Consider the following 25,724-nt stretch of genomic DNA (forward strand, 5'->3'; position numbering starts at 1 on the left):
ATGGCCGAGCAGATCAATCTCCCCAACCTGATCAGTCATCTTCAGGTCGATCTCCAGAACACGAGCGGGATCGTCGCGGACGCCACCCGGCAGGGCTCGACCGTCGGGCAGGCGCTCGGCGAGTCCCTGCAACGGCGAGTGCAGGCGGCGACGAACAACATCCCGCCCGTCGAGATCAGGGACGACTCCAACCAGTTTGACCGGGACCTCGACCGGATCCGGCGCGACCTCGACCGCCTCGGCCGCCAGCGCATCGGCGTCGATATCAGCGTCGAGGACGCCCTCAAACAGCTCGACAGGCTCGAACCCCACGTCGAGCGCCTCGCGCGGACCCACCCAGACATCGGCGTGCGGGCGTTCGTATCCGAGGCCGCCGCGAACCTCGCGGACATCCGCGCGGCGGCCACCGCCGTGGACGCGGCCAACCCAGAGATAGACGTGCACGTCGACGTGCACGATGCCGAGGCCAACACGGAGAGGTTGCGGGGCGCGCTCGGCCGGCTCGGCGACATGGCGGGCAGCCTCGGCGGCCTGTCAGCGTCGCTGTCTCGGGTGGGTGCGGCGGTGGGGGCGATCGTGCCGGTGGCCGCGGGTGCTACGGCGGCTCTGGCGCAGATGGCTCCGGCGGCGGGTCTGGCCGCTACCGGGGTGCTCGGGGTGGCCACGACGGCGGGCGCGCTGAAGCTCGCCGTGTCTGGTGTGGGCGACGCGGTGAAGGCGGCGTTCGACCCGACCAAGGCGGACGAGTACGAGCAGGCCCTCGCGAGGCTGACGCCGTCCGCGCGGGCGTTTGTGGGCGCCCTGCGGGACGCCAAGCCGGGTTTGGACGCGATCAAGGCTTCCGTTCAAGAGAAGGTGTTCGCTGGCCTCGACACGCAGTTGAGGAGCACCGCGGCGGCCACCCTGCCGGTACTGCGGCAGGCCCTCGACGCGTCCGCCGGCACCCTCAACCGGATGGCACAGAGCGCTCTGTCGGCGGCGCGGACGCTTGGCCGGGACGGCACCCTCGGTATCGCCCTCCAGGGCGCCACGGCGGGCATGTCCTCGTTCTCTCGTCTGCCGGGGATCGTGGTGCAGGGGCTCGGGCAGATCGGCGCTGCCGCTGCGCCCGCTTTCCAGCGGTTGAGCGGCGCCGCGGGGCAGGCGCTCGACCGCCTCTCGGAGCGGATGAGCGCGGCGTTCAAGTCCGGTGCGATGGAGCGCGCGATCGAGACGGCCGTCAGCCTGTTCGGTCAGCTCATGCAGATGGCTGGCAACGTCGTCGGGATCATCGGCAACCTGTTCTCCGCCGCGCAGACCAGCGGCGGCGGGTTCCTCACCACGCTGACGCAGATCACGGGCAGCATGCGGCAGGCGTTCGCCACCCCCGAGGTGCAGAGCGGTCTCCGGGCGCTGTTCGGGACGATGGCTCAACTCGCGCAGACGGCGGGGCCGTTGCTGGCCTCGGCCCTTGGCGTCGTCGGGCAGGTGCTCACCGCCCTCGGGCCGCCCGTGCAGTCCCTCATCCGGACTCTGGGCGCCGCCCTCCAGCCGGTCATCCGAGCACTCGGTCCGGTCCTCGGCGAGGCGGCCAAGGCGTTCGGATCGCTGCTCACCGCGCTGGCGCCGCTGCTGCCGGCCGTCGGCAAAATCATCGCCGCGCTGCTTCCCGCGATTGAGCCGATTTTCGGGGCGCTCGGTCGGGTATTCAAGGCGATGGCTCCGGTAATTCAGAATGTGGCGTCCGGAATTGGCGCCTATCTGGCACCAGTGCTTTCGGGGCTGGTGACGATCATTGCGAAGTTGATCAGTGGGTACGCTGACCAACTCGTCACGATCTTCAATTCGCTGGCACCGATCATGCCGCAGCTCGCGGCGTCGATGGGCGAGGTCGGTAAGGCCATCGGGAAGGTTCTGGTAGCGGTGGCGCCCCTGCTCCCGCAGCTCACGGAGATGGGCACCAAGGTGGCGGCGCAGCTCCTCCCTGCCGTCGTCAAGATCCTGCCGCCGCTGGCCAAATTCGCCGCCGCTTTCGTCTCCCTCAGTGCGGAAGCGATCACGAAGTACGTGATTCCCGCACTGCAAAAAGTCATCGACTTCATGAAGATGCTTCAGAGCAAATTGCAGCCGGGCATTGACGCGGTGAAGTGGATTGTCGATAAGATCTCCAGCCTTTTCGAGTGGCTTTACGATCACCTCGTCGGGCACTCCGTCATCCCGGACATGGTGCGCGACATCGTCTCGTGGCTGGCCTCACTGCCCGGTAAGGCTCTCAGCGTGCTCGCATCGCTGCCGGGCCGAATCGCCTCACTGGCGAGCGACGCCGCCGGCCGCTTCACCAACATGATCGAGTCCGGCATGGGCGACGCCATCGCGTGGGTGCGGAGCCTGCCCGGCCGGATCACGGGCGCCCTCGGCAACCTCGGCTCTCTCCTGTGGAACGCCGGTGCCTCGATCGTCCACGGCCTCATCGCGGGTATCCGGGCCGCGATCCCCGGCGTGCAATCGGTGCTCGCTGGACTCACCAGCCTCATCCCGGATTGGAAGGGACCGCCGCGGCGGGACGCAACGCTGCTCACCCCGGCCGGCCGGACCCTGATCGACGGCCTCATCAGGGGCATCACTGGCAGCACGTCGTCCCTCAAGTCCACCCTCGGGAAGGTCACAACGCTGATCGCGCGGGCAATCGACGTGAACGCCGGCAACCGCCGCAAGGTCTCTGGACTCGGGTCCCTTCTCGACCGTGTCCGGCGCGATAACGCCAACTTGCTCCAACTGGCCGCGCGTCGGGACGCGGTGGCGACGAGGCTGGCCGCGGCGACGAAGCGCCTGGCGAGCATCACCGCGGACCGCGCCAAGCTCGCCGCCGAGACGGCCGGCAAGGTGCTCGGGGAGACGAGCATCACCGAGGGCCACGCCGACGTGAACTCGGTGACCGCGATCACCGTCGGTCTGCAACAGGCGGTGAAGAAGGCGCAGGACTTCGCCGCCCAGATCGCCGCGCTCCGCGCCCGCGGCCTGCGCGCGGACCTGCTCCAGCAGATCACGGACGCAGGCGTCGGGGGCGGGGCGGCCACCGCCGCCGCACTGTCCCGCGCGTCGGACGCCGAACTCGCCCGCGTCAACAGCTTGCAAGGGCAGCTCGCCACCGCGGCGGGGAAGGTCGGCGGGGCGGTGGCGGACCAGATGTACGGGGCCGGTGTTCGCGCGGCGCAGGGGATGGTGGACGGCCTCAAGCGCTCCCAGTCGCTCATCGAGCGGCAGATGTCTCTCATCGCCGCGGTGATGACGAACACCATCAAGTCGAAACTCAAGATCCATTCCCCATCACGGGTGTTCGCCGACATCGGCGCGCAGACGGCCGAGGGCCTGCGCCGCGGCATGCTCGGCGCGGCCGGGGCGGTGGCTGCGGCATCCGGCGCGCTCGCCACCGCGGCCACCCGCGGCGCGGCCGGCGTGCCCGCCGTCGGCGCGCTCAGCAGCGCCTACGCCGGCCCCAGCTCCGGCGGGACACCGAACCAGACGTTCAACCTGTACAAGACGGACGCCACGCCGGACGGGATCCTGCGGGCCCTGTCCTGGTCTGGCCTCGTGGGGAGGCGGTGACGATGCTCTCCGAGGCCATCGGCCGGATCCAGTGGGGTGACCTGCTCATGGGCCCCGGCACGCCGTACGGCGTCGAGTCCCTGCTCGGCCTCGACGACCTGCCGGACGTGCGGAGCGACGACACCAACCGGCCGTCCCAGCACGGGGAGTACAGCGGCCCGGACTACACCGGCGCCCGCACCATCCAACTCGGTCTGGTCCTGCGTGCCGATGACCCGGCCGCGCTGCGGGACCTGAAATTGGCACTGCGCCGGGCGACACAGCCGGCACCTGCTCCGGCCCCGCTCCGGTTCCTCGACTGGGACATCGTGGCGTACGGCAAGATCCGCAAACGCTCGATCCCGTACGACGCCCACTACCTGTGGACGACGGGCGAGGCCGCCCTTGAGGTCTACTGCCCGGACCCGCGGCTGTACTCCCTCACGGAGTACACAGCCAGCACGACGGCGTATAGCCCGAGCGCCGGCCGTACCTACCCGCTCACCTACCCGCGGACGTACGGCTCGGCGGGATCGTCCGGCCGGCTGACCATCACCAACGGCGGGGACAGCATCGCCTATCCGCTGCTGCGCATTGACGGGCCGGTCGCTCAGCCGGTCGTCGAGGTAATCAGCGCCGCGGCCGGCGGCTCCAACACGGCCGGGGATAGCTCGACGCTCAGCATCACCGGCACGCTCCAGCCGGGTGAGTACCTCACCGTCGACACCCGCACGCGGGCGGTCCTGCTCATGGGATCCGCGCCCCGCCGTGACTGGGTCCGGGCCGGCTCCGAGTGGCCGGTCCTGCCGCCCGGTGACTCCGAGATCGCCTACCGAGGCGCGGCCCTGCCGGGCGCGCCCGGCCAAACGTCCCTGCTCACCGTCACGTGGCGGGACACGAGCCTGTAGAGGAAGGGGCCAGCGATGGCCGAGATCACCCCGCCCGCCTGGATGCAGGGCGGCTCTTACCCGGCGCGCACCGACCGGCTCGGCGCCATCAGCGCGTCCATGTGCTATCCGGGGTTTGCTGCCGATGAGGCCACGCCGCTCCGGATCCGGCAGGGCGTCAAGCCGAGCTACCAGTCCTACCAGCTGAGGGTACGGGCGGCGGCCACGCCGAACATGAGCGTCATCGTCAGCGCGGGATTCGCCTGGGTCGACAACCACGACGTTGGCGGGTATGGCGCCTACACCTGCGTCAACGACGCCGACAAGTTCCTCACCATCGCCCCGGCGGGCGCGGCCGGCCAGTACCGCAAGGACGCCGTTGTCGCCTCGGTGTACGACGCCGAGACCAGCGGCAGCACCTCGGAGTGGCGCCTTGAGGTGATCCAGGGCGCTTACGCCTCGTCGGCCGCCACTGCGGTTCTCCCGGCCCTGCCAGCCTCGGCGCAGATCCTCGCCTCGATCGCAGTGGCCCCGCAGGTCACGAGCATCACGAGCGGCAACATCGCCGATCTGCGGAATTTCAGTGTGTCCATCGGCGGGATCCTGCCCGTCGCCTACAGTGTCCTGCCACCACGCCCCCACCCGGGGCAGGTGTTCTACCTGTACGACATCGATCAGTTCGCCTACGGCCGGGCCGACGGCAGCATCATGCCTCTGGCGCTCGGGGCGGGGGCCGGCGGGTTCGCACGCAAGTCCGCCGACACCTCCCGCGCCTCCACGGTTGCCATGTCGGCCGATCCGCACCTCTCGGTGTCGGTGACCGCCCTGTCGACGTACACCGTGGACGCGTACCTCGTGTACTCCGGCGGCACCACCGGTGACCTGAACGTGGCGCTGTCCGGGCCGGCCGGCTCGGATGGTTCTTGGAGTGCGGTGGGGCTCGGCCGCGGCGTCCCCGCCTCGGTCGGCATCGACGGGTTTACCGTGCGGATGAACCCCAACAGCGTCGCCAACACGCAGCCGCGCAGCTACGGCGCGGACACCACGGACGAGACCCTGCACCTGCGGGGGATCCTGCGCACCGCGGGGAGTTCGGGCCCGTTGGCTGTGCAGTGGGCGCAGGCGGCCACGGACACCACGGCGACGATCATGCGCACGGACTCGTGGCTGCGCGTCCAACGGGTGGCGTGATGGCTGGCCACACCTACACCTACCTGTTCTGCGACCTGCGCACGGACGCGGTACTCGCGGAACTGCCCCTACGTGACGTGCGGTTCTCCACTGAGCTGAACGGCATCGGCACCCTCAGTGCGACGGTGCCGTACACCGACGACACGATCCCGCTGGACCCCGACACCGCGACCCGGCCGGCCCGCACCGCCGTGTGGGTGGACCGGGACGGGGTGATCGTGTGGGGCGGGATCGTGTGGACGCGAGAACTCGTCGAGGGCGGGAAGGCAATCCAGGCCGCCGAGTTCATGTCGTACTACCAGCGGCGGACCGTCCGCACGACGCTTTCCACCGACCAAAGCCTGATCACGAATCCCGCCTATGTGCCTGACGGCCAGTGGCTTTACGCTGATCAGCGTTACATGGTCTGGTCGTTGCTCCGGTACGCCGCCGTCCAACCGTACGGGGATATCGGCGTGGGAATTTCAAATCTCGCGGGCGAACCTGCAACCGGCATTTATCGAGTGGCGACATATTTCGGGTACGAGCGGCCGGTAATCTATGACGCCATCGCCGCTCTCGCTACGGCGGACGACGGGTTTGATTTCGGTGTCGAGTGCTATTGGACGCAGCCGGCCAACAACAACCCGCCGGCCCGGGTGAAGCGGGCCCGGGTCTGGTATCCGCGGCGGGGTCGCCAGTCGGCGGCCGAGTCGGGTCTCGTGTTCTCCAGCGGCGGGCCCGAGCCGAGCATCCTTGACTACGACTGGCCCGAGAACGGCGTCGAGGTGGCGACCGACGTGACCGCGCTCGGCGCCGGGACCGGCGAGGCTCGGCTCAACAGCTCGGCGCAGGCGTCCGACATGCTCACGGCCGGCTACCCGCTGCTGGAGCGGGTGACGACGTACTCGGATGTCCTCGACCAAACCCGGCTGGACGGGACGGCCCGTGCTGATCTGGCCGCCGCCACGCAGGCTGACACGCAGCCGACCTTTCAGGTGGTGGCGGATGCGGATCCGGTCTACGGCTCGTATCAGGTCGGGGACGTGGCCCTCGTCGTGATCGCCCCGGACGAGCGGATGCCGACCGGGCGCCGGAGCGAGCTGCGGATCCTGTCCATCGAGACGACCGTCACCGAGTCGGGCGGCGAGCGCATCACCCTCAAGTGCGGGGCGGTGTGACGTGCCTGCCTACTCCAAGAGCCGGGACCCGATGGAGCGCCTTGCGATCGTCGAGGAGCGCCTCGATCGGCTGGAGCGCGCCGGCCGCGAGGTCGACGAAGTCCCTTTCTACCCCACGAACATGCGGGTGATGGCCTACGACGATACGGCCGCGTCTTTCATGACGACGTGGGAGACGATCATCACGCCGCGCGCAGCGATGCTTTCACTCGGCCTCGTCTTCATCGGTGACTACGTGAGCCCCACTTACACCGGCGGGGCGTGGCAGGTAGTCGTCAACGACACCACCGTCATTGCGTCGGGCAGCGTGCCCGCGTCACTCACGTACACCTTTCCAGCGGTGACGCTCGACCTTTCCCCTTACCGGAATTCCCCGGATCTCAAAATCCAGATTCAGACCAAGCGCACCAGCGGCGCGACTACCGGCGGGAAATTCGGCGGCGGCGGTTCCATTGGCTCTGCCGCCCGGTTCGCCCGCCAACTCTGAGAGGAACACCATGGCAACTCCCCTTTCCTTCGACCGCTTCATCACCGCCCTGCGGGCCGAGGGACTCACCGTCGAAATCGTCGGCGACGCCGAGCACCACAACCGCGCCGGCCACGGCGCGTGGGGCCCGATGAACGGCGTGATGATCCACCACACCGTGACCAAGGGCACCGATTCGAGCGTGAGCATCTGCCGCACCGGCTACGCCGCCCTGCCGGGCCCCCTGTGTCACGGCGTGATCGACAAGGCGGGCACCGTCCACGTCGTTGGGTACGGCCGGGCCAACCACGCTGGCGGCGGCGACCCGGCAGTCCTGCGGCACGTCATCGCCGAGGACTACGGCGAGCGCCCGCCCCGCCCGACCAAGGGCAACGCGGACGGCGTTGACGGCAACTCGCGCTTCTACGGGTTCGAGTGCGTCAACCTCGGCGACAGCAAGGACCCGTGGCCAGCCGTCCAGTACGACGCCATCGTCAAAGCAACCGCCGCACTGTGCCGGGCACACGGCTGGACGGCCCGCTCGGCAATCGCCCACCGGGAGTGGTCGGACGACAAGATCGACCCGGCCGGCGGCCCGTTCGTCGGCATGGCCGACTTCCGGGACGACGTGGCGGCCCGCCTCAAGGTCCGGCCCGGCAACGGCTCGGCCGCGACGTACACGGTGAAGAGCGGCGACACCCTCGGCGCCATCGCTGTCCGGTTCAAGACCACCGTCGCCGCCCTGGTGAAGCTCAACGCCATCAAGAACCCCGACGTGATCCGCGTGGGGCAAAAGCTCAAGCTCAAGTAGGAGTTGCTCATGAACACGTCCGCGTTCTGGAAGGCCACCGCCGAGCGTGCCGTCCGCACCTTCGCTCAGGCCCTCGTCGCGATCCTCGGCGCCAATGCGACCGGGATCGTCGACGCCGATTGGCCCGGCGCTCTGTCGGCCGCGGGGATGGCTGCGGCCCTCGCCCTGCTCACCGCGATAGCCACCAGCGGTGGCCCGACCGGGCCGGGCCTTACCGAGACGGTGAACCCCCGTCTTCCCCGTGTGATCCAGTAGGAGGACCCCCTTGGACGCCACCACCCTCGGCAGCGTGCTCGCGCTCGCAGGGGTGCTCTCCGGCGCGGTGGTGGCGTACCTCGGCAAGCGGGGCGAGAACGCCCTCACCGGCTACAGCTCTCTCACCGACAACCTGCAAGAGGAGCGCGACCGGCTCGACCGGAAGACTCACGAGCAGGCCCTCGCCCTCGCCGAACAGGCAGCGCTCCGCGCCCTCGACCAGGCCGAGATTGCCCGACTCCGCGCCCTCGTCATCACCCTGGGAGGTACCCCGTGACCCGCACCGAGCGGGCCCTCGCGCACCGCTGGCGATCCCTCGCGCTCGTCTGCACGCTCGTCGCGCTCGCCGGTGCCGTACTGATCATCTGGGCCCGGATAACGTCCGAGGCCAGCCGCGCCGACCAGCTCGCCGCCGAGGCCGACCGGCGCGGCTCGGCGGTGTCGACGCTGGCGTCCGATGTCCGCACGCTGCGAGCGCAGGTGAAGGCGGCCGGCCGCACGCCGGCCGCGCCGGATCCGTCGCAGGCCATCGCGGGCCTGTCGGACCGGGCGCGGGTGCCGGTGCCGATCCCGGGGCCGGTCGGCGCGACGGGACCGCAGGGGAAGCCCGGCGCGACGGGGCCGTCTGGTGCACCCGGGCGGACGGGTGCGGCGGGCAGCGATGGGAAGGACGGATCCGATTCGACGGTCCCGGGGCCGGCTGGTCCCGCGGGTCCGGCCGGGCCTGCTGGCCCTGCGGGGACGGCGGGGAAGGACGGGGCGCCGGGCCGGGATGGTGCTCCGGGCCGGGACGGGCAGACCTGCCCGACCGGGTATCGCCTCCAGGTCCCGCCGGGCGATCCGGACGCGCTGGTGTGCCGTCGTGATGGCGCGCCCACGTCGCCGGACCCCGGCCCATCAAAATCGCAGCCGGCCATCCTCACCCCGGACCGGCGGCGTATGTGAGCGCCCCAAGGCAAATGGCCCCCACCTGTAAGGTGAGAGCCATTTGCTACGCCGTCCGGGCGTCCATCAGATGTACCGTCTTAAAGCAGCGACTTTTCGATGGCCTCAAAAATGTCCGAGTCGGTTTCCTTCTGCCAGTCCGGGAGAGCGGGCCAGTCAGCCACGTATCCAGGCTTCGGGCTTTCGAAGTGCTTATACATCTGAGCCGTCCAGCAAGTGGCGACGAAGCGCCCCTTCTGTTCGCGCGTGAGTCGCGTTGCGTTCCCGTCGCTCAATGCGAGGAATTGGCGAACCTGCTCATACACGGCACCTGCCGCTTGACGCTCCCATTCGGGAGTGCCATCCCAAGGCGTCACATATCCCGGCTTCGGGTCTCCAGGGAAATGCTCGCGCACCCCCGCGATCCATGCCTCACGGAACACCTTTGACCCATCTCGCTGCGACACTCTTACCCCTTTCTCAACATCGTTTGCAGGGAACCGATTTCAGTACTGAAGGAGGCCACGCGACCATCTCGCCCGCACTTCTGTAGATCCATTTGAAGACCTTGGAGCCGACGTGCGATATACCCCGAGCCGGATTGCTTGGCGAGTTGAAGCGCCTCACCGCCATAGGTTATGACTTGCTCCACGTCACGGCGCTTTGCCCCAACTGCGGCCAGGTCCACCAGCACCGCCCCGCGACGCCGGAAAGACTGGCCTTTGGACAGCGCCCTCGATTCGAGTGCGCGCTTGAGTGTCTCCTCGGCAAGGTCCAACCGCCCGAGCTGCACGTACCGCGCCCCCCGTTCTTCAGCGAGTCGAGACCCATCGAATCGAAGCCATCCACCGGTGTGGACAGGCGTAGCCAGGTCGGCTACGCGCTGCGCTTCATCAAGGGCTCTTTCGCAGGCACCTAGGTTTTGCAGCCCGGCATACACCTCAGCTTGCACCGAGGCAACCCAATGGCGGGTGGACAATGCACTGTCACCACGCTTAGCAACTCGCCCCGCTACGTCCAGGGTTTCGGCGGCTTCCGTGTAGCGCCCCTCATAGAGGTCGACATAGGCATGACGAACGAGTGCACACGCCCATAGGTCAAATGCTTGCACGTTACTGCTCGCAGATGCGGCCAAAGCATAGGACGCTGCTGCGTCCGTGTAGCGATTTCCATCAAACGAGAGTTCTCCGGCGAGTTGAAACAAGTCGCCCGCGGCCTCACATAGGCCAGCCCCGCGACTCGATTCCTTCAGTGCATCATTCAGCGCGCCAAGCTGATCCTGCACAACAGGGGTCACGGATCTTTTGGAACGGGCCAGTTGATAAACCTGCCACAGGTGACTGTTCATCAATCGGAAGTCGTCCGCCGAACGTCGGTCTACTATCTCGGCTATCGCGTCTGCGTCGCCGGGTGCCAGTGCAGTCAAGGCGCCCGCCACCACCATCAGGCGTAGAAACTCACGTCGGATCATGTCATCGATTTCCTCAGTGCCGTGTCGGTCGCAAGGCGGCGACGCGGTGCACTCCTGGAAATCTGCTCGTGGCGGAGTCAGCAATGCGTCGAGTTCGTTGAGGCTCAGTTGTAACGCTTCGGCCATCTTGGGCCGGTGATACGCCTCGGGTGTTGTCACTCCGCGGTCCCAGCGGCCAACCGTTGTGCGGTCGACACCGATTACGGCGGCGAAGCGCTCCTGACTGTAACCCATGGCTTTTCGCTGTTCGGCTAGGCCCACTTCAGCCCCCTTCCCTGCTCGATCAGGGTCTTACCCATGCTGCGCAACTGTGCATCGGAGGTGCATCAAGGGTGCCGCATGGATGCGGTGGCCCGCAGCGATCCCCGGCGGTTGGCTATGAGTGCTCGCCGGAACGGCTTCCACGGCCGTGGCTCGGCGCGTTGTCAACGGGGGACGGAAGGACAACCGAGCAACCAGTAGGAGGCGCCATGAGTGGCATGACACTCGCGGTGTACCGAACCGACAGAGCAGGGAACCGGGTATCCCTCCGGCCGGAGAGTCGAGTGAAACCCTCGGCACGTATCCCATCAACGGGGGCGTGGCCGCCCTGCCAGTGCCACCGGTGCGGGGGCCCGACCAGGACTTGCGCGGGCACACGGTGACGGCTCCGACCCAGTACTCACAAGAGCCAGTTGAGTTGCCCATCGATGGATGGTTGTACGGCGTCCGCCTGGCGCCTGAGTGCGGCGTCTGCGCGGCCTTGAAAGCCGAACTCGACGAAGCACTGAGTGACCGGAACTTGAAAAAGGCGTACGAGGTAAGCCGGGAAATCCGTAGCCACCCGAGCGGACACAGGAAGGGGCGGCGGTGAGTTCTTCCCAAGACGTCGGCCGCACGTTCGCCCCGGACAACGAGCGCGAACGAGCCGGCGACGAGCCAGAGATGCATCGGGGCTACGTCCTCCCCGGAGTGACGTTCGTGCCTGCCGAGAAGGTCCCGCCCTGCCCCTACACCTGCGACATTTGCCGCACCGCAGGGAGACAGGCGTGAGCCCCCGGCAGTGCACCGCGCGCCACCCGTGGCCCGTCCAGCACCGGCCTCCTGGCCTACCGAAGTGGGCCCGGTGCGACGGGCGCCACAAGCACAAGGGAAGCCACCGCACGCGGCTCCCCAGACTCGGGCTCGACCTGTGGTGGGCGGGGTGATGACGACGACCAGCGAACCCGCGTACGGCGTGATGTCGGGGACCGTCGGCGACGACGTGATGACCGTCCACGAGTTGGTCTGGGTCGCCGGCAAGCAGCGGCCGAAGTGCGGCGACGGCTCCCCGGAGGACCGGGTCGAGGAGTGGTTCCGCCGGGTCAACTGCCCCTACTGCCTGGCCGACGAGCAGGCCCCCGCCGCCTGACCGCACAGACCCCCGGCGCACGGATCGCCGGGCGCGCTCCTCGCCGCCACACCCGGGGCTTTCCTCTCTTCCCCCTGGGATGGCGGATGAGAGCGCAGCGCCCGCCCGTAGGTTGGCCGCCGCGGCGGGCGGGCGCATCCCCATCCTGTACCCCACGACGAGGACACTGTCATGACCCAACCCACCCCCGACGACGAGCAGTTGTTCCGCGACATCTGCGCCCTCGGTGCGACGGTCAACGCCGCCCGGGACGAGGGTCTGCCGCCCGCGGTGCGCGAGGTGCTGGACGACCTCGCCGCCGAGCAGGCCGCGGACATCTCCCGCAACCACGGCACCGGCAGGGGGACCGCGTGACCGCGCCGGCACGGGACCAGTTCACCAACCCGGACGGCCGCCGGGTCGGGGCGCTTGCCCTCTTCCGCAACGCCGCCGGCCATCCCCTGATGCTCCGCAAGCGCGACCGGGACGAACTCCCGTGGTGCCTTCCCGGCGGGTGCGCCGTCGGCGGCGAATCCGCCCTCGCGGCGCTGCGCCGGAAGGTGCTGGAGGAGACCGGACTGCACGCCACCCCCGGTCTGCTGCTGGTCGAACACCACATGCCGGCCACGACCAAGGTGGCGGAGGGGAGCAACCTCATCTTCGACTGCGGAGAACTCTCCTCCAAGGCGGAGGTCCGGTTGAAGAGCGCCGAGTTCAGCGAGTACGCGTTCATCGCCCCGGAACAGCTCGCAGACGCAGCACAGCCCCACACGGCCGCGCGGGTGCAGGCCGCTCTGTACGTCGCCAAGGTGGGCGGCGGAGCGCTGTTCCTGGAAGGCGCCAGCCGGCCGTACGTGCCCTAGCCCCGACTCCCGTCCGGCTGGCCGGCCGATTCCGGCCGGACGGGCGCCTGGCCCCTGACGGTCGCCAGGCCGCTCCGCACGTCCCCTCCCTGTGATGCGCGGGACGTGCGGAGCACCAGATCAGTGCACCCACCACAAGCGGAAGGGAACGGATGTGTCTTATCCCGTCTCACCGAACACCGTGTTGGCCAATGCGCTTACCCATGCCGAGGACGTGCTCGCTCCGCGCATCGCCTTGATGCGCCCGGCCGGCGTCACGTTCGTCGTGGGCACGCAGATCAACGGCGTTCCCCATCTGGGTACCTCGCTCGTCCAGTCCCTCAGCTTCGCCGCCGCGGCGCGCGTCCGCGACCGCTTCGAGGTGCCCGTCACCGTGCACTTCGGCGCCCTCGACAACGCCCCGCACGAGGTCGTCACCGACCCTGCCTCGGGCCACCGCTACCAGCGGGCCTACGCCCACGCGCTCGGCGAGGCCGCCCTCGTCGAGCAGGTCAACGAGCTGTACCGGCCGCTCTTCGACGAGCTGTCGCGCCAACTGCACATCCCGTACGCCATCGAGATGTACTCCCAGCAACAGGCGGAAGAGCGGTTCCGGCGTACCTGGCTGAGCGCGCATCGCCGCCTCGACGCCACGCGGTGGTGGCTCGACCCCTCGCACGGCGTGCCGCACGTCCGCATCCCCTGCCCGCGCCCGGGATGCGGATGGGCCGAGAAGTACGCCGAGCGCACCCGGATCCTGCTGGACACCGACTGCGCCGAGATCACCGCGGTATGCCTCCACCACGGGCCCTACGAGGTCGCCGTCCACCCCTCCGGTGGCGGGTACCTCGACCTGGCGACGCTCTACCGGAACCTCGTCAAGGAAGTACTCCTCGCCGAGGAACGTGACCGGCTGTACGTCATGGTCAAGGGCGGCGACTGGGTGTTCGGCTCACAGCTCGTCGACTGCGCCATGCAAGCCGCCGGGCTCGGCGCGAGCGGCCAGCTTCCCGCCCGCCTGTTCTGCCCGCAGGTCGTCACCGACACCGGCGCCAAGCTGAGCAAGTCCCTGATCCGCGACGGTCGCGCCCCCTTGCCGGATGGCGCTGCCCCCTGGATGCTCGACACCCGCATGTGGGCAGGCTCGTTGCCCGAGTACGCCGGGGGCCTGCTGCGCATGGCCGATGTGCTGCTGAGCGACCCGCGGCACTTCTTCCGCTCGTACTCGGCCAGCGAACTCGGCCGCCTCATGACAGCGCCTGCGACAAGGAGCATCCCCGCACCATGACCGACACCACGACCCGCGTCCACGAGCTGAACCTGTTCCGGCGCTACTTCGATCTCGTCGCCGCGGGCCGGAAGAGCATCGAGGTGCGGGTCCGGTACCCGCACCTCGAAGACCTCGCGGCTGGCCACCTGATCCGCTTCCGGATCAAGGGCACCGAGGAGACATGCGAAGTACGCGTGACGCGAGTCACCCGATACGACGACTTCGAGGCACTGCTCGACGGCGAGGGGCCAGCGAACATCAACCCCACGTCCAGCCGCGAGCAGCAGCTCACCAACATCCGGACCATCTACCCCCCGGAGAAAGAGGCGCTCGGCGCGCTCGCCATCGGTATCGAACTCGTCGAGTCGTAAGCGTTCGCCCCCTCGCCCCGCCTGCGTGCTCGTGACGGGCGGGGCGTTCTGCTGCGCACACGCCGGGCGCCAACCCGAGGTGTTCGTGGACGCCGCCCGCGCTTGCCTCACAGAGCCCCTTGGTGGCACGCCGGCAGCGGAGCAGGATTGCATGTAGGCACGTCACGACAGCCAGTCGTCGAACACCTCGTGCGTCACAGCGCGGAGCAATTCGTCCTCCACCGGGCCAGCACCAGGACGGGATGCGTCGAACCCGTACGGGACCCCTGAGGCAGCCCACACCTGTTCGGCGCCCGGCGTGGCCGCGACGCAACCGAGGCGCAGGTCACCGGCGATCCACAGGACACCACGCCCGTCGGCCATGCTGTGCCACACGCCGTCGGGAACGGCCGAGGAAAGTACCCGCGCCACGCCGCCGTCAGGGCGCAGGAGGAGCAACAACCGATCACCGCTGCCTGTCTGCTCCAGCTGGCACGGCCACGACTGGAACGGATGCTCCTGGGCGACGTTCACGATGGGCTCCGACCTTGCGTAAGCGGTTGAAGCGATGCCCCAGGCCAGGGGCACGCTACACAAGGCACCGGTGCACAGCATGACGGCCCAGCCCGGAGTGGCGAGCCCTCCGGGGATCCACACCGTCAGCAGCACGGTGACACCCACGACCGCCAACAGGCCGGCCACCCACGACGCGCCGCGCCACACTCGCTGCTCGTGCCGCATCCACTCCATTCGCCCCGGGGGGAAGTACTGCGCCGCCGGCTGCGACGACACCTGATAGCCGTACTCGTCCGCCAGCATGAAGCCCCCAACTCCGTTGCGATGCCTCAATGATGGCCGAGTGCAGCAAGGTTGGGGAGACCACCGCCAGCCGATGGTCGGATCAGCGAACCCCCTTCGCGGTCCGCCCTGTGGGACATGGACGGGACCTTCTGCGGCTTGCGGCGTCGGGCCGTTTCCAGATCACGGTTAGGCGGTTTTCTACTCACCGCCTGCGGGCCCGACCCTGTGTGGCCGAGCCGTTTGGCCGCGGCCAAACGGGACCGCAATCGGGGTCGGTGAGCGTCAACGAACGACATCGAACTGCACCGGTTTCGCCCGATTTTACGAGTTCTCGCAGGTCACAATAGGGTCAAAAAACTGGTTCGAGTCCCGTTACTCACCCCAGCATAAAGGCCCCCGATCTTCGGATCGGGGGCCTTCGGTGTTTCCGGGTCAGATGCCGCCGCCGGCACGGGCGGCGGCGGGTGCTCAGTAGCCGACGGTGTAACGCTCCCCGATGTGACGGGGCTGCTCGACCTCGTCGACGATGGCGACGGCGTAGTCCTCGGTGGAGATCCGGCTGCTGCCGTCCGCATCGACGAGCAGGTCCTCGGTGGCGGTGCGGTAGCTGCCGGTGCGCTCGCCGGGCTCGATGGTGGCGGACGGGCTGAGGTTGGTCCAGCGGACGTCGGAGACGGTGCGGTAGAAGTCCAGGGCGTCGCCGTGCGCGTGCATGATCTGGAGCAGGACCACCGGGAGGCCCTCGGTGTCCCAGACCTGGGTGCCGTCGGGCTTGCGGAGCGAGCCGGCGCCGCCGACCGTGATCAGGCGGGGCGCGTTGCCGCCCAGCCTCCGCACCCCCTCGACCAGCGCCTCGGCGGCGGGCCGGATGGTGGCGATGTGGCCGGCGCCGTCGCCGCCGCCGACCGCGCTGACCACCACGTCCTGGTCCTTGGCCACCTCGGTGACGGACTCCGAATCGAGCGCGTCGCCGTAGACCACGGTGAGGGCCGGGTGGGTCACGGTGACCTTCGCGGGGTCGCGGACCACCGCGGTGACCTGGTGGCCGCGGCGCAGGGCCTCGTCGAGGATGCGGCTGCCGATGGTGCCGTTGGCCCCGAACAGAGCGATCTTGGACATGGTGCGTTCTCCCAGTGGTTCGGTGCGGGCTAGGTGCGCCCGGGGGTAGGGCGCGGGGTGGCGGCCTCCGTGGTGCGGCTGCCGTTTTCCGCCATCAGCCTTGCTGACGTCTCCTACGCTAGGGGTATCAACGGGAGATTCCGGGGTAGCGAGGCGACGGGTCATGGTGAAAAAGCGACAGGACCCCCGAGAGGATGCAGAGGCGATCCGCGAGGTGGCGTTCTCCGCGCCGGCCGGGCGGCCCGCCGGGGTGGAAGTGCTGACCCTCGCCGAGCTGCGCGAGCGCGCGGACGCCTGCCGGCTCTCGACGCCGCACCGGCCCGGTTTCCACCACCTGCTGGTCCTGGACCGCGGGCACCTGGTGCACTGCGTCGACTTCCGGGAGCACGCCCTGGAGCCCGGGGACCTGCTGTGGTCACGGCCCGGGCAGGTGCAGCACTTCGGGGACCTGACCGGGGCGGAGGGGCGGCTGGTGCTCTTCGAGTCCGGGTTCCTGGATCCGGCGACCGCCGCCGCGGCCCGGATCGAGGACTGGTACGGGCCGGCCGTGCTGCGCCCCGAAGGCGCCGCGGCCCGGGCGCTGGACGAGGCATTGACGCAACTGCACCGGGAGTTCGGGGCGCTGGGCGGGCTACCGCTGGAGGTGCACCTGGAGGTGCTGCGGCACCTGCTGGCCGTCCTGGTGCTGCGGGCCGCGCATCCGGAGGGGCCGGCGGACCGCCCGGACGACGGGGCGTGCGAGGCGGGCGAGACGTACCTGCGGTTCCGGGACGCGGTGGAGCGGGGATTCGCCCGCAGCCGCCGGGTCGCCGACTACGCGCGGACGTTGGGCTATGCCCCGCGCACCCTGTCGCGGGCCACCGAGGCGGCGGCCGGGGTCGGCGCGAAGGAGTTCATCGACCGGCGGGTGGTGCTGGAGGCCAAACGGCTGCTGGCGCACGGCGACCAGCCGGCGTCGCGGATCGCGGACCGGCTGGGTTTCGCGGACGCCACCAACTTCAGCAAATTCTTCCAGCGGCAGGCCGGGATCTCGCCGATCGCGTTCCGGGCCGCGGTGCGGGGCGGCGACTGACCGGCTCGACCGGCCGGCTCCCGTCGTCGGGAAGGGGCGGGGCGAAGGGGCGCGGGGCGGAAGGGGCGGGGCGCGGCGGGTGGGGGTGGGCCGTCGCGCCCCGCCTGGGAGCGGTCCGGGACGGGGGGATCCGGACCGGTGGGGGGTCAGCCGGTGTAGGCGCCGAACGTCTTGGTGAAGGCCAGCGGGGCCTGGTCGACGGAGCTGCAGGTCGGCTGGGCGGAGGGGGACGATCCACCGGGGCAGGGCTGGTCGCGGGTGGCGGACCACATGGACAGCCACGCCAGGTGCCTGCTCTGGGCGAACTTCACCAGGGCGGTGGCGTCGGCGGGCTTGAAGACCTCGCCCTGGACGTCGTTGACGCCGATCATCGGGGTGACCGCCACGGTCTTCCAGGCGTCCGCGTCGCTCCGGCCGAGGGCCTTCTTGACCTGGGCCTGGGTGGCGGTGGCGGCCTGGGTGGCGTAGGTGCCCATGTTGCCGTTGTAGGAGGAGCCGTAGTCCATCGCCATGATGTTGACGGCGGAGACCTGCACGCCGTTCTGCTTGGCGTTGCTCAGCAGGTTGACGCCGTCCTGGGTGAGGCCCTCGGGCATCACCGGCAGGGTGAAGGAGACGTCCAGGCCCGGGTGCTGCTTCTGGAGCTGGGCGACGGCCTGGGCGCGGCGGGTGTTGGCGGCGGTGTCGGGCAGCGCGCCGCCCTCGATGTCGAAGTCCACCTTGGTGAGCTTGAACTGGTCGACGGCCTTGCCGTAGGCGGCGGCCAGTTCGGACGCGGAGGAGCAGGCGGCGGCGAGTTCGGTGCCGTTGGCGCCGCCGAAGGAGACCCGGACGTCGCCGCCGGCCTTGCGCAGTGCCGGTATCTGCTTGGCCACCGCGTCGCTCCCGAGGTCGCCGGAGCCGCCCCACTTGGGGACGCAGCCGCCGCCGGAGGTGAGGAAGGCGAGGGTGAAGTGCTTCACCCCGGTCTTCTGCGCGGTGCCGGTCAGGTCGTAGGCAGGGGTGAGGGAGGTGTCGACGTACGGGGTGAAGCCGGCCTTGGCGGCGGTGGGGGCGGCCTGCGGGGCCTTGGTGGCCATCGCGGAACCGGCGACGGCGAACCCGCCGCCGACCGCCAGCGCGCCGGCCGCCGCCGAGCCGATCAGCTTGCTCGTGCGGCTCATCCGGCGCCGGTGTGCCGAGGGACTCATCTCGTGCCTGCCTGTCGTCACATGGGGGGTGGGGGCGCACCCGTGGGGGAAGGTGCGCTCCGCACGCTAGCGGCAGCGAAACGGACAAATGCCGGGTTCGGTACGGCGGTTGGCGGACTTATGGCCGCCTTAAGGAAGCGGAAGGGAACGGTTAAGAGCCCGCGCCCCGACCCGGGGACCGGCGGCCCGGCGCGGTGCCGCGGACGGCCCGCCGGCCCCGGACGCCGAACGCCCGGCCGCCGAACAATCGGCCGCCGATCCGGCGACGCAGCCGGTGGCCGCGCCGGGCGCCGGGGTGGGCGCGCCGCCCGTCCAGGGCCAGCCAGACCCGGACCTCGGTGCCGCCCAGCACGGAGCGGCCGATCCGGACGTCGCCGCCGGTGGACTCCGCGAGCCGGCGGACGATGTCCAGGCCGAGGCCGGTCGAACCTCCCGCGGCCGCCGCCGGTTGCTGCCCCCCGCCCCCGCCCGACCAGCCGCGGCGCAGCGCGGCGGCCGGGTCGGCGATGCCCGGTCCGGCGTCCGAGACCAGCACGATCACCGCGTCGTCGGCGTTGTGCACGTCGACGGCGAAGGCGGTGCCCTCGGGGGTGTGGCGGAAGACGTTGCCGAGCATGGCGTCCAGGGCCGCGGCGAGGTCGGGGCGGGCGACCGGCACCCGCACCGGGCGGTCCGCACCGGCGACCCGTACGGTGCGGTCCTCGTCCTCGGCCAGCGCCGACCAGAAGTCCATCCGGTCGCGGATCACTTCGGCCGCGTCGCAGCCGGCCACCGAGGCGGCGGCCTGTGCGGTGTGCTCCCGCTGGGCGCGGGCGGTGCGGATGATCTGGTCGACCTCGCCCTCCAGTTGCTCGACGGCGGCGCGGGTCTGCTCGGCGGCCGGACCGTCGCCGAGCGAGGCGGCGTTGAGCCGGAGCACGGTCAGCGGGGTGCGCAGCCGGTGCGAGAGGTCGGCGGCCAGCTCGCGTTCGTTGGCGAGGAGTTGGACGACCTGGTCGGCCATGGAGTTGAAGGCGCTGGCCGCCGAGCGCAGTTCCTTGGGGCCGTCCTCCCGCACCCGGACGCCGAGGTCGCCCCGGCCCAGGTCGTGGGCGGCGGCGGACAGTCGCTCGGCGGGGAGCACCATCCGGGTGCCGAGCCGGTCGGCGACCGCGACCGAGCCGATGACCAGTGCCAGGCCGACGCCGGCCAGCACCGCCCAGGAGGTGGCCACCCCGTTGGTGAGCGCGTCGTCGGGGACGTACACCTCGACGACCGCGATCCCGGAGGCGACCGCGGTGGGCTGGAGCAGTGAAGTGCCGCCGGGGACCTGGGCGATGGAGGCCCGGCCGAGCCGGACCGCGGCGGCGACGTCGGCGGGGGCGGCCCGGCGGGCACCGATCTCGGCCGGGCCGCCGTCCTTGCCGCCCCCCGGGACATGGACGCCGATCCGGCCGCCGGGGCCGGCCTCGGCGCTGGCCAGGGCCCGTTCCAGCTGGGTGCGGTCGGTGGTGATGGCGAGGACCGGGCCGAGGGCGGCGGCCTGGCGCTCGGCGCCTCCGTAGGCGCGGTCGGAGGCCATCTCCTTGACCACCAGCCCCAGCGGCACCGCGAACGCGACCACGACCATCGTGGTGACCGCCAGGGCCACCTTGACCAGGGCCCACCTCACGGCGTCTCCTCGGCCGCCACGTCGCGCGGGGCGCTCACCGTGGCGGCTCCAGCTTCACGCCGACGCCGCGCAGGGTGTGCAGGTACCGCGGCCGGGCGGCGGTCTCGCCCAGTTTGCGGCGCAGCCAGGACAGGTGGACGTCGATGGTCTGATCGTCCCCGTAGGACTGCTGCCAGACCTCGGCGAGGAGTTCCTTGCGGGGGACGACCACGCCGGGGCGCTGGGCGAGGAAGGCCAGCAGGTCGAACTCGCGGCGGGTGAGGTCGAGCGCGGTGCCGTCGAGCGCGGCCAGGCGGCGCAGCGGGTCGATGGACAGCCCGCCGACCAGGATCACTCGTGAGGGCGGTTCCGCACCGGGTGCCGTGCCCCGGGCCCGGCGCAGCACGGCCGCCATCCGGGCCGAGAGGTGCTCGACCGAGAACGGCTTGGTGAGGTAGTCGTCCGCGCCGTCGTTCAACAACCGTACGATCTCGGCCTCGTCGTCCCGCGCGGTCGCGATGATCACCGGGACGTCGGTGATGCCGCGCAGCATCTTCAGCGCCTCGCCCCCGTCCAGGTCGGGCAGACCGAGGTCGAGGACGACCAGGTCGAAGCCGACCTGTGCCACCTCGCGCAGCGCTTCCAGGGCGGTCCCGACGCTGCGCACCGCGTGGCCGGCCTCGGTCAGATGCCGGATGAGCGCGGAACGTACGAACTGGTCGTCCTCGACCACGAGCACTCGTGCCATGGGCGGCACCGTACGCCATACGGGCGAGTTTCCTTACGCGTGGTTGACAACCGGACGGCACGGCGAGCGGCACAGCAACGGCTGCGACCGGCGCGACGGGTGGGGCAAGATGAGCCAGATGCAACGAGGTCTGGTTCATGCGGCGGCTTGGACGCTGGCGACCGGCGCCGCGGTCACCCTGTCGTGGTTCGGCGTGCACACCGTACTGTCCGGCACGGTCTACGACGCGCCGCGGGCGCTGCCCCTCTCCGACCAAGTAGCCGCCTCGGCCCTGCCGCAGGTCTCCTCCACCCACCGGCCGAAACCGTCCGCCCCGGCCTCCGCGAGCCCGTCCTCCTCCCCCGCCGACGACCGGCCGGCGCGCACCGCCGCCCCGACCCGCGGCACCGGCGACCTCGTACCGGCCGCCTCCGCCAGCCCGGGCGGCAGCACGTCGCCGGCCACCGGCGGCCGGGTCCGCAGCTTCGCCACGTCCGGCGGCCGGGTGGTGCTCTCCCTGGGCTCCGACTCCGCCGAGCTGGTGTCGGCGACCCCCGACGCGGGCTGGGAGATGCAGGTGTGGAAGCAGGACCAGTGGCTCCGGGTCGACTTCACCGGCGGTGGTGCGCACACCTCGGTGATCTGCGCCTGGAACGGCCACCCGCCGACCGTGCAGACCAGCAACCACGCGACGTAGTGCGGGAGTCGGCCATGCGGTGGGCGGGCGCGGTCAGGTGAAGACGCCGGCGGGCGGGGCCGGTGAGGCGACCGCGGTGGCGTCGGTGACCGGGGTCGCGCCGCCGGTGAAGTCCAGGAGCGCCCGGCCGTGTTCGACCCGGCCGGCGTGCGGGTCGCCGGCCGCCCGCCGGGTCAGCTCGGCGACCGGCAGGGCCCGGTCGGCGGCGAGCAGCACGGCGTTGCCGAACCGCTTGCCGCGCAGCACGGCCGGCTCGGCGGTCAGCGCCAGCTCGGGGAAGACGGTGTGGACGGTGGCGATCTGGCCGCGCAGGAACGCCAGCGGCGGCCCGTCGGCGAGGTTGGCCGCGTAGCAGCCGCCGGGCCGCAGCGCCCGGCGCACCTCCGCCACGAATTCGACGCTGGTCAGATGCGCGGGCGTACGGGCCCCGGCGAAGACGTCGGCGATGACCAGGTCCGCCCAGCCGTCCGGGATCCGGGCCAGCCCGGCACGGGCGTCCGCGCCGCGGACGCGGATCCGCCAGGTGCTCTCCAACGGCAGCTGCTCCCGGACGAGTTGGACCAGCGGGGCGTCGACCTCCACGACCTGCTGGGTGGACCGCGGCCGGGTCGCGGCGACGTACCGCGCCAGGGTCAGGGCGCCGCCGCCGAGGTGGACGACGCGCAGCGGGGCGCCGGGCGGGGCGGCCAGGTCGGCGATGTGGCCCAGCCGCCGCTGGTAGGAGAACTCCAGGTACGACGGGTCGTCGAGGTCGACGTGGGACTGCGGGGCGCCGTCGATCAGCAGCGTCCAGCCGCGCGGCCGGTCCCGGTCGGGGCGCAGTTCCGCGACGCCGCCGCCGACCGTCCCGGTGACCGGTTCCGGGCCGCCGCGCCCGCGTCTGCTTCTCGCCATGCCCCCAGTATGGCGTGCCGCCGCTGAGCGGTATCCGCTGGTCAGGACCGGTGCGGGAGATAAGGCGGCGGACCGCCCAGCGGCCGGGGCCGTGGGCAGTCCGCCTGGTGTGCCGTGATCCGGGCCGGCCCGCATGTCCCTGGGGACCGGCGTGGGGTCACTTGTTGATGCAGACGTTCCCGAACGCCGGGCTCAGCAGCGTGAACAGGCTGACGCTGTTGCCGCACACGTTGATCGGCATGTTGATCGGCACCTGGATGACGTTGCCACTGAGGACACCCGGCGAGTGCGCGGCGAAGCCGACCGCCTTGGCACCGCTCCGACCGTGGCGCTTGAAGCCCTCGTCGAAACGACCGTGGTGGCCCTTGCGGCCGTGGTGCCCGCCGTCGGCGGAGGCGAGACCCGCGCTGCCCAGCACCAGCGCCGAGGTGACCGCGGCAACCGCCGCGGTCTTGGCGAACCGCTTCATTCCATTCTCCTCTCAGTTCACGAATGGGGCATCGAACACAACGAACAATATGGACTGGGGATGCGGGTGTTACCACTTAAGCGGATTCATTAGCCTGTCTGGCTGGTACCCGTCCGATCGGAAACGAGGAGGACACCGCGGCGCGCCTGCCGCGATTTCCAACATGATTTCTGCCAGAGTGCTCTCCTGTTTGACTGATTTGCAGCCGGAGAGGATGACATGCCGAAGTCGATGGACCGCACCGAGCGCAGCACCGTATGCGCGCTCACGGCCCTGGCTTTGTCGGCCGCGCTGACTTCGGCAGTAGCTGCCCCGGCACCCCGGGAATCCTCCCGAATTCCTTTCGCCGAGCGCTTCCACACCACCGGGCACGGCGGTATCGCACGGGTCGCCCATTCCCTGGCGACCTGCCGCCCGGCGGCGCGCCGGGCGGAGCCGGCCGGCCCGTCCTGCCCCGCGCCCCCGCGGACCGGCCGCGCCCGGCTGTGGCTGCCGGCCGGCTCACGGGTGCGCTACGCCCGGCTGTACTGGGGCGGCGACCTGCGGACCGGCGGGCCCGGGGCGGCCCGGGACGCCGGGCAAGTGCTGGTGGCCGGGCCCCGCGGCCGGTACGAGGAGGTGCGCGCGGACGGCCCGATCGGGCGCCGCGCCACCGGCCGGACCGTCGACTACCAGGCATCCGCGGACGTCACCGCGCTGGTGCGGCGCGGCGGCCCGGGCGGGTACGCGGTGGCCCGGCCGGCCCCCGGGCGCGGGCGGGCCGGGGCCCTGGGCGGCTGGGTGGTGTTCGTCGCCTACGAGAACCCCAGGGAGCCGCTGCGGCGGCTGGCACTGTGGGACGGCTTCGAGCCGCTGGGCGGGCACCGCCGGGCGCTCGCGGTGCAGCTGACCGGGCTGCACATTCCGGCGCGGGCGCACGGACGGGCCGGGGTCGTGGCCCACCACGGAACGCACGAAAAGCAGCACACAATCTCCGCCCGGGCCGATCGGATCACCCCGGTCGCACTCCACAATTCCGCCGATCAGGCGAACCGGTCGGTTCACCCGACCGGGCCGAATTCTGGTCAGAAAACGCCCCGGGCACCCGTTTACCGCACCACCCGTGGTTTTGGTTCCGAGGTCTTCGACCTGACGCCGGCGCTCCGTTCCGGGAGCGATCGGCTGGCATTCCGCTTCACCACCCGAAACGCGGGATATCTGCTCGGCGCACTCTTCGTCCAGGCCGATCTGCGGCACTGAACGGCGGGCACCGGCAATTCTCGCGGAGTTCTGACAGCTCGGTGATCAGGGGAGCAGTGCGCGTGCTGCCACAAGACCTGCCGTCCCAGGACCGGCTCACGGTCCTCCATGTGTCCCAGCCGGTCGACGGCGGGATCGCCCGGGTCGTCGCCGACCTGGTGCGGTCCCAGGTGGCGGCCGGACTGCGGGTGGTGGTGGCCGCGCCGCCCGGCGGCACCCTGCACGCCGAGGCCGCCGTCGCGGGCGCCGAAGTGGTGCTCTGGTCCGCCCGCGGCTCCCTCGGGACGACGCTGTCCGGGCGCCGGCGGCTGACCCGGCTGGTCCGGCGCGCCGGCCCCCACCTCGTGCACGCCCACGGCCCCCGGGCCGGGTACACCGCCCGGATGGTGCTGCGCGGCCGGATCCCGACCGTCCACCAGCCGCACTGCTGGCCGTTCGAGGCGGTCGGCGGGCTGGCGGCGCGGATCTGGGAGCGGTACGCGGCGCGCTGGACGGACCGGGTGCTGTGCGTGAGCGAGGCGCAGCGGCGGCGCGGGGCGACCGCGGGGGTGACGGGCCGGTGGGTGGTGATCCCCAACGGCGTGGACCTGCGGCGGTTCTCGCCCGCCGGCGACGACGCCCGGGCGGCGTTGCGCGAGGCGCTGCCCGCGCTGCGCGACACCGTGCCGGCCGGGGCGCCGCTGGTGGTGTGCGTGGCCCGGCTGTGCCCGCAGAAGGGCCAGTCGACGCTGCTGCGGGCCTGGCCCGAGGTGGCCGCGGCGGTCCCGGGCGCCCGCCTGGCGCTGGTCGGCGACGGGCCGGACCGGGCGGCGCTGGGGCGGGCCGCGCCGCCCGGGGTGGTCTTCGCCGGCGCCGCCGAAGGCGCCGCCGCCTGGTACCGGGCGGCGGACCTTGTGGTGGTGCCGTCCCGGTGGGAGGGGATGGCGCTGGTCCCCCTGGAGGCGATGGCCTGCGGGCGGCCGGTGGTGCTCAGCGACGTCGGCGGGGCCCGGGAGTGCCTGCCGGCCGACGCCGTGGACGACTGCCTGGTGCCGCCGGGCGATCCGGCCGCGCTGGCCCGGGCCGTCACCGCCCTGCTGGCCGACCCCGACCGGCGGACGGCACTCGGCGAACGGCTGGCGGACCACGTACGGATGGCCCATGACGTGCAGCGGACGGCGGGCGCGGTGCTGAACCTCTACCGGGAACTGCTCGCCGTACCGCCCGTCCTGACCGCGACGCGGGCCGGACGATGACCGCCGAGCGCGCGGACGCCCCCGCAGCCGACGCCGGGAAGCGGCCCGGCCCGGCGGCCGGGGTGCCGCCCCAGCCCGCCGTCCCGGTCCG

Annotated in this window: 27 protein-coding genes; 18 read left to right on the top strand and 9 right to left on the bottom strand. The window is 71.1% G+C overall.

What is annotated here, in order from left to right:
- The 9 genes from CG747_RS21045 to CG747_RS21085 are packed head-to-tail and all read left to right on the top strand — an operon-like array spanning window position 1 to window position 9,279.
- A complete protein-coding gene (locus tag CG747_RS21045; protein WP_100603323.1) occupies window positions 1–3,585 on the top strand; it encodes a hypothetical protein in 3,585 nt (1,194 codons plus the stop codon).
- Window positions 3,582–4,472, top strand: coding sequence for a phage tail domain-containing protein (locus tag CG747_RS21050; protein WP_146022119.1), 891 nt, complete (start codon window positions 3,582–3,584; stop codon window positions 4,470–4,472). Before CG747_RS21045 ends, CG747_RS21050 begins: the two co-directional genes overlap by 4 nt.
- 15 nt (window positions 4,473–4,487) lie before the next feature.
- The gene (locus tag CG747_RS21055) at window positions 4,488–5,642 is read left to right on the top strand and encodes a hypothetical protein (protein WP_100603325.1); all 1,155 of its coding nucleotides are present in this window, start codon (window positions 4,488–4,490) and stop codon (window positions 5,640–5,642) included.
- Complete coding sequence (locus CG747_RS21060; RefSeq protein ID WP_100603326.1) at window positions 5,642–6,802, top strand: hypothetical protein; 1,161 nt, start codon at window positions 5,642–5,644, stop codon at window positions 6,800–6,802. Before CG747_RS21055 ends, CG747_RS21060 begins: the two co-directional genes overlap by 1 nt.
- Before the next feature lie 31 nt (window positions 6,803–6,833).
- The gene (locus CG747_RS21065; RefSeq protein WP_100603327.1) at window positions 6,834–7,289 is read left to right on the top strand and encodes a hypothetical protein; all 456 of its coding nucleotides are present in this window, start codon (window positions 6,834–6,836) and stop codon (window positions 7,287–7,289) included.
- A gap of 10 nt (window positions 7,290–7,299) precedes the next feature.
- The gene (locus CG747_RS21070) at window positions 7,300–8,079 is read left to right on the top strand and encodes an N-acetylmuramoyl-L-alanine amidase (protein WP_100603328.1); all 780 of its coding nucleotides are present in this window, start codon (window positions 7,300–7,302) and stop codon (window positions 8,077–8,079) included.
- A gap of 9 nt (window positions 8,080–8,088) precedes the next feature.
- The gene (locus CG747_RS21075) at window positions 8,089–8,334 is read left to right on the top strand and encodes a holin (protein WP_100603329.1); all 246 of its coding nucleotides are present in this window, start codon (window positions 8,089–8,091) and stop codon (window positions 8,332–8,334) included.
- A gap of 10 nt (window positions 8,335–8,344) precedes the next feature.
- On the top strand, window positions 8,345–8,611 hold the full coding sequence (locus CG747_RS21080; protein ID WP_100603330.1) for a hypothetical protein: 267 nt from the start codon (window positions 8,345–8,347) through the stop codon (window positions 8,609–8,611).
- Window positions 8,608–9,279, top strand: a complete 672-nt coding sequence (locus CG747_RS21085) for a collagen-like protein (protein ID WP_100603331.1) — start codon at window positions 8,608–8,610, stop codon at window positions 9,277–9,279. The genes CG747_RS21080 and CG747_RS21085 overlap by 4 nt, the downstream gene beginning before the upstream one ends.
- An 80-nt stretch (window positions 9,280–9,359) precedes the next feature.
- Here CG747_RS21085 and CG747_RS21090 read toward each other — a convergent pair whose 3' ends face one another.
- Together CG747_RS21090 and CG747_RS21095 are read right to left on the bottom strand one after the other, a co-directional pair.
- Complete coding sequence (locus tag CG747_RS21090) at window positions 9,360–9,725, bottom strand: hypothetical protein (protein WP_100603332.1); 366 nt, start codon at window positions 9,723–9,725, stop codon at window positions 9,360–9,362.
- A 2-nt stretch (window positions 9,726–9,727) separates the two neighbouring features.
- Complete coding sequence (locus tag CG747_RS21095; protein ID WP_100603333.1) at window positions 9,728–10,990, bottom strand: helix-turn-helix transcriptional regulator; 1,263 nt, start codon at window positions 10,988–10,990, stop codon at window positions 9,728–9,730.
- A gap of 925 nt (window positions 10,991–11,915) precedes the next feature.
- Here CG747_RS21095 and CG747_RS21105 point away from each other — a divergent pair.
- The 5 genes from CG747_RS21105 (at window position 11,916) to CG747_RS21120 (ending at window position 14,581) form a co-directional block, all read left to right on the top strand.
- Window positions 11,916–12,119 (top strand): hypothetical protein, encoded by a 204-nt coding sequence (locus tag CG747_RS21105; RefSeq protein WP_100603334.1) that lies wholly within the window; start codon window positions 11,916–11,918, stop codon window positions 12,117–12,119.
- Window positions 12,120–12,290: 171 nt separating this feature from the next.
- Window positions 12,291–12,473, top strand: coding sequence for a hypothetical protein (locus tag CG747_RS48120; protein ID WP_180985625.1), 183 nt, complete (start codon window positions 12,291–12,293; stop codon window positions 12,471–12,473).
- Window positions 12,470–12,961: an NUDIX domain-containing protein gene (locus CG747_RS21110; RefSeq protein WP_180985626.1), complete on the top strand. Its 492-nt coding sequence runs from the start codon at window positions 12,470–12,472 to the stop codon at window positions 12,959–12,961. The genes CG747_RS48120 and CG747_RS21110 overlap by 4 nt, the downstream gene beginning before the upstream one ends.
- 181 nt (window positions 12,962–13,142) lie before the next feature.
- The gene (locus CG747_RS21115; RefSeq protein ID WP_100603336.1) at window positions 13,143–14,228 is read left to right on the top strand and encodes a hypothetical protein; all 1,086 of its coding nucleotides are present in this window, start codon (window positions 13,143–13,145) and stop codon (window positions 14,226–14,228) included.
- Window positions 14,225–14,581 carry an ASCH domain-containing protein gene (locus tag CG747_RS21120; RefSeq protein ID WP_100603337.1) on the top strand — a complete coding sequence of 119 codons (357 nt, stop codon included), beginning with the start codon at window positions 14,225–14,227 and terminating at the stop codon, window positions 14,579–14,581. The genes CG747_RS21115 and CG747_RS21120 overlap by 4 nt, the downstream gene beginning before the upstream one ends.
- 162 nt (window positions 14,582–14,743) lie before the next feature.
- Here CG747_RS21120 and CG747_RS21125 read toward each other — a convergent pair whose 3' ends face one another.
- Together CG747_RS21125 and CG747_RS21130 are read right to left on the bottom strand one after the other, a co-directional pair.
- Window positions 14,744–15,379 carry a hypothetical protein gene (locus CG747_RS21125; RefSeq protein WP_100603338.1) on the bottom strand — a complete coding sequence of 212 codons (636 nt, stop codon included), beginning with the start codon at window positions 15,377–15,379 and terminating at the stop codon, window positions 14,744–14,746.
- A 450-nt stretch (window positions 15,380–15,829) separates the two neighbouring features.
- Complete coding sequence (locus tag CG747_RS21130) at window positions 15,830–16,480, bottom strand: NAD(P)-dependent oxidoreductase (protein ID WP_100603339.1); 651 nt, start codon at window positions 16,478–16,480, stop codon at window positions 15,830–15,832.
- A gap of 163 nt (window positions 16,481–16,643) precedes the next feature.
- Here CG747_RS21130 and CG747_RS21135 point away from each other — a divergent pair, with 163 nt between their 5' ends.
- Window positions 16,644–17,552, top strand: coding sequence for an AraC family transcriptional regulator (locus CG747_RS21135; RefSeq protein WP_100603340.1), 909 nt, complete (start codon window positions 16,644–16,646; stop codon window positions 17,550–17,552).
- Between the two features lie 146 nt (window positions 17,553–17,698).
- Here CG747_RS21135 and CG747_RS21140 read toward each other — a convergent pair whose 3' ends face one another.
- The 3 genes from CG747_RS21140 to CG747_RS21150 form a co-directional block, all read right to left on the bottom strand.
- Window positions 17,699–18,715, bottom strand: a complete 1,017-nt coding sequence (locus tag CG747_RS21140) for a chitinase (RefSeq protein ID WP_374701795.1) — start codon at window positions 18,713–18,715, stop codon at window positions 17,699–17,701.
- A gap of 178 nt (window positions 18,716–18,893) precedes the next feature.
- Window positions 18,894–20,393: a HAMP domain-containing sensor histidine kinase gene (locus CG747_RS21145; RefSeq protein ID WP_100603342.1), complete on the bottom strand. Its 1,500-nt coding sequence runs from the start codon at window positions 20,391–20,393 to the stop codon at window positions 18,894–18,896.
- 34 nt (window positions 20,394–20,427) lie between these two features.
- A complete protein-coding gene (locus CG747_RS21150; protein ID WP_100603343.1) occupies window positions 20,428–21,120 on the bottom strand; it encodes a response regulator transcription factor in 693 nt (230 codons plus the stop codon).
- A 118-nt stretch (window positions 21,121–21,238) separates the two neighbouring features.
- On the opposite strand from CG747_RS21150, the gene CG747_RS21155 reads away from it, so the two are divergent.
- Window positions 21,239–21,796, top strand: coding sequence for a hypothetical protein (locus CG747_RS21155; protein ID WP_100603373.1), 558 nt, complete (start codon window positions 21,239–21,241; stop codon window positions 21,794–21,796).
- A 33-nt stretch (window positions 21,797–21,829) separates the two neighbouring features.
- On the opposite strand, the gene CG747_RS21160 is transcribed toward CG747_RS21155, so the two are convergent.
- Together CG747_RS21160 and CG747_RS21165 are read right to left on the bottom strand one after the other, a co-directional pair.
- Window positions 21,830–22,690: a spermidine synthase gene (locus CG747_RS21160; RefSeq protein ID WP_100603344.1), complete on the bottom strand. Its 861-nt coding sequence runs from the start codon at window positions 22,688–22,690 to the stop codon at window positions 21,830–21,832.
- Window positions 22,691–22,847: 157 nt separating this feature from the next.
- Complete coding sequence (locus tag CG747_RS21165; RefSeq protein ID WP_100603345.1) at window positions 22,848–23,159, bottom strand: chaplin; 312 nt, start codon at window positions 23,157–23,159, stop codon at window positions 22,848–22,850.
- A 219-nt stretch (window positions 23,160–23,378) separates the two neighbouring features.
- On the opposite strand from CG747_RS21165, the gene CG747_RS21170 reads away from it, so the two are divergent.
- Together CG747_RS21170 and CG747_RS21175 are read left to right on the top strand one after the other, a co-directional pair.
- A complete protein-coding gene (locus CG747_RS21170; RefSeq protein WP_100603346.1) occupies window positions 23,379–24,398 on the top strand; it encodes a hypothetical protein in 1,020 nt (339 codons plus the stop codon).
- Between the two features lie 62 nt (window positions 24,399–24,460).
- The gene (locus CG747_RS21175) at window positions 24,461–25,633 is read left to right on the top strand and encodes a glycosyltransferase family 4 protein (protein ID WP_180985628.1); all 1,173 of its coding nucleotides are present in this window, start codon (window positions 24,461–24,463) and stop codon (window positions 25,631–25,633) included.
- Window positions 25,634–25,724 lie beyond the last annotated feature (91 nt).

The organism is Streptomyces sp. CB02959 (assembly GCF_002803155.1).
Classification (GTDB): domain Bacteria; phylum Actinomycetota; class Actinomycetes; order Streptomycetales; family Streptomycetaceae; genus Streptomyces.

Excerpts from the sequence above, each read along its gene's own strand:
- CG747_RS21045 (WP_100603323.1), top strand. The coding sequence starts at position 1 with ATGGCCGAGCAGATCAATCTCCCCAACCTGATCAGTCATCTTCAGGTC.
- CG747_RS21055 (WP_100603325.1), top strand. The coding sequence starts at position 4,488 with ATGGCCGAGATCACCCCGCCCGCCTGGATGCAGGGCGGCTCTTACCCG.
- CG747_RS21060 (WP_100603326.1), top strand. The coding sequence starts at position 5,642 with ATGGCTGGCCACACCTACACCTACCTGTTCTGCGACCTGCGCACGGAC.
- CG747_RS21065 (WP_100603327.1), top strand. The coding sequence starts at position 6,834 with ATGGAGCGCCTTGCGATCGTCGAGGAGCGCCTCGATCGGCTGGAGCGC.
- CG747_RS21070 (WP_100603328.1), top strand. The coding sequence starts at position 7,300 with ATGGCAACTCCCCTTTCCTTCGACCGCTTCATCACCGCCCTGCGGGCC.
- CG747_RS21075 (WP_100603329.1), top strand. The coding sequence starts at position 8,089 with ATGAACACGTCCGCGTTCTGGAAGGCCACCGCCGAGCGTGCCGTCCGC.
- CG747_RS21105 (WP_100603334.1), top strand. The coding sequence starts at position 11,916 with ATGACGACGACCAGCGAACCCGCGTACGGCGTGATGTCGGGGACCGTC.
- CG747_RS48120 (WP_180985625.1), top strand. The coding sequence starts at position 12,291 with ATGACCCAACCCACCCCCGACGACGAGCAGTTGTTCCGCGACATCTGC.
- CG747_RS21120 (WP_100603337.1), top strand. The coding sequence starts at position 14,225 with ATGACCGACACCACGACCCGCGTCCACGAGCTGAACCTGTTCCGGCGC.
- CG747_RS21125 (WP_100603338.1), bottom strand. The coding sequence starts at position 15,379 with ATGCTGGCGGACGAGTACGGCTATCAGGTGTCGTCGCAGCCGGCGGCG.
- CG747_RS21130 (WP_100603339.1), bottom strand. The coding sequence starts at position 16,480 with ATGTCCAAGATCGCTCTGTTCGGGGCCAACGGCACCATCGGCAGCCGC.
- CG747_RS21135 (WP_100603340.1), top strand. The coding sequence starts at position 16,644 with ATGGTGAAAAAGCGACAGGACCCCCGAGAGGATGCAGAGGCGATCCGC.
- CG747_RS21140 (WP_374701795.1), bottom strand. The coding sequence starts at position 18,715 with ATGAGCCGCACGAGCAAGCTGATCGGCTCGGCGGCGGCCGGCGCGCTG.
- CG747_RS21150 (WP_100603343.1), bottom strand. The coding sequence starts at position 21,120 with ATGGCACGAGTGCTCGTGGTCGAGGACGACCAGTTCGTACGTTCCGCG.
- CG747_RS21155 (WP_100603373.1), top strand. The coding sequence starts at position 21,239 with ATGCAACGAGGTCTGGTTCATGCGGCGGCTTGGACGCTGGCGACCGGC.
- CG747_RS21160 (WP_100603344.1), bottom strand. The coding sequence starts at position 22,690 with ATGGCGAGAAGCAGACGCGGGCGCGGCGGCCCGGAACCGGTCACCGGG.
- CG747_RS21165 (WP_100603345.1), bottom strand. The coding sequence starts at position 23,159 with ATGAAGCGGTTCGCCAAGACCGCGGCGGTTGCCGCGGTCACCTCGGCG.
- CG747_RS21170 (WP_100603346.1), top strand. The coding sequence starts at position 23,379 with ATGCCGAAGTCGATGGACCGCACCGAGCGCAGCACCGTATGCGCGCTC.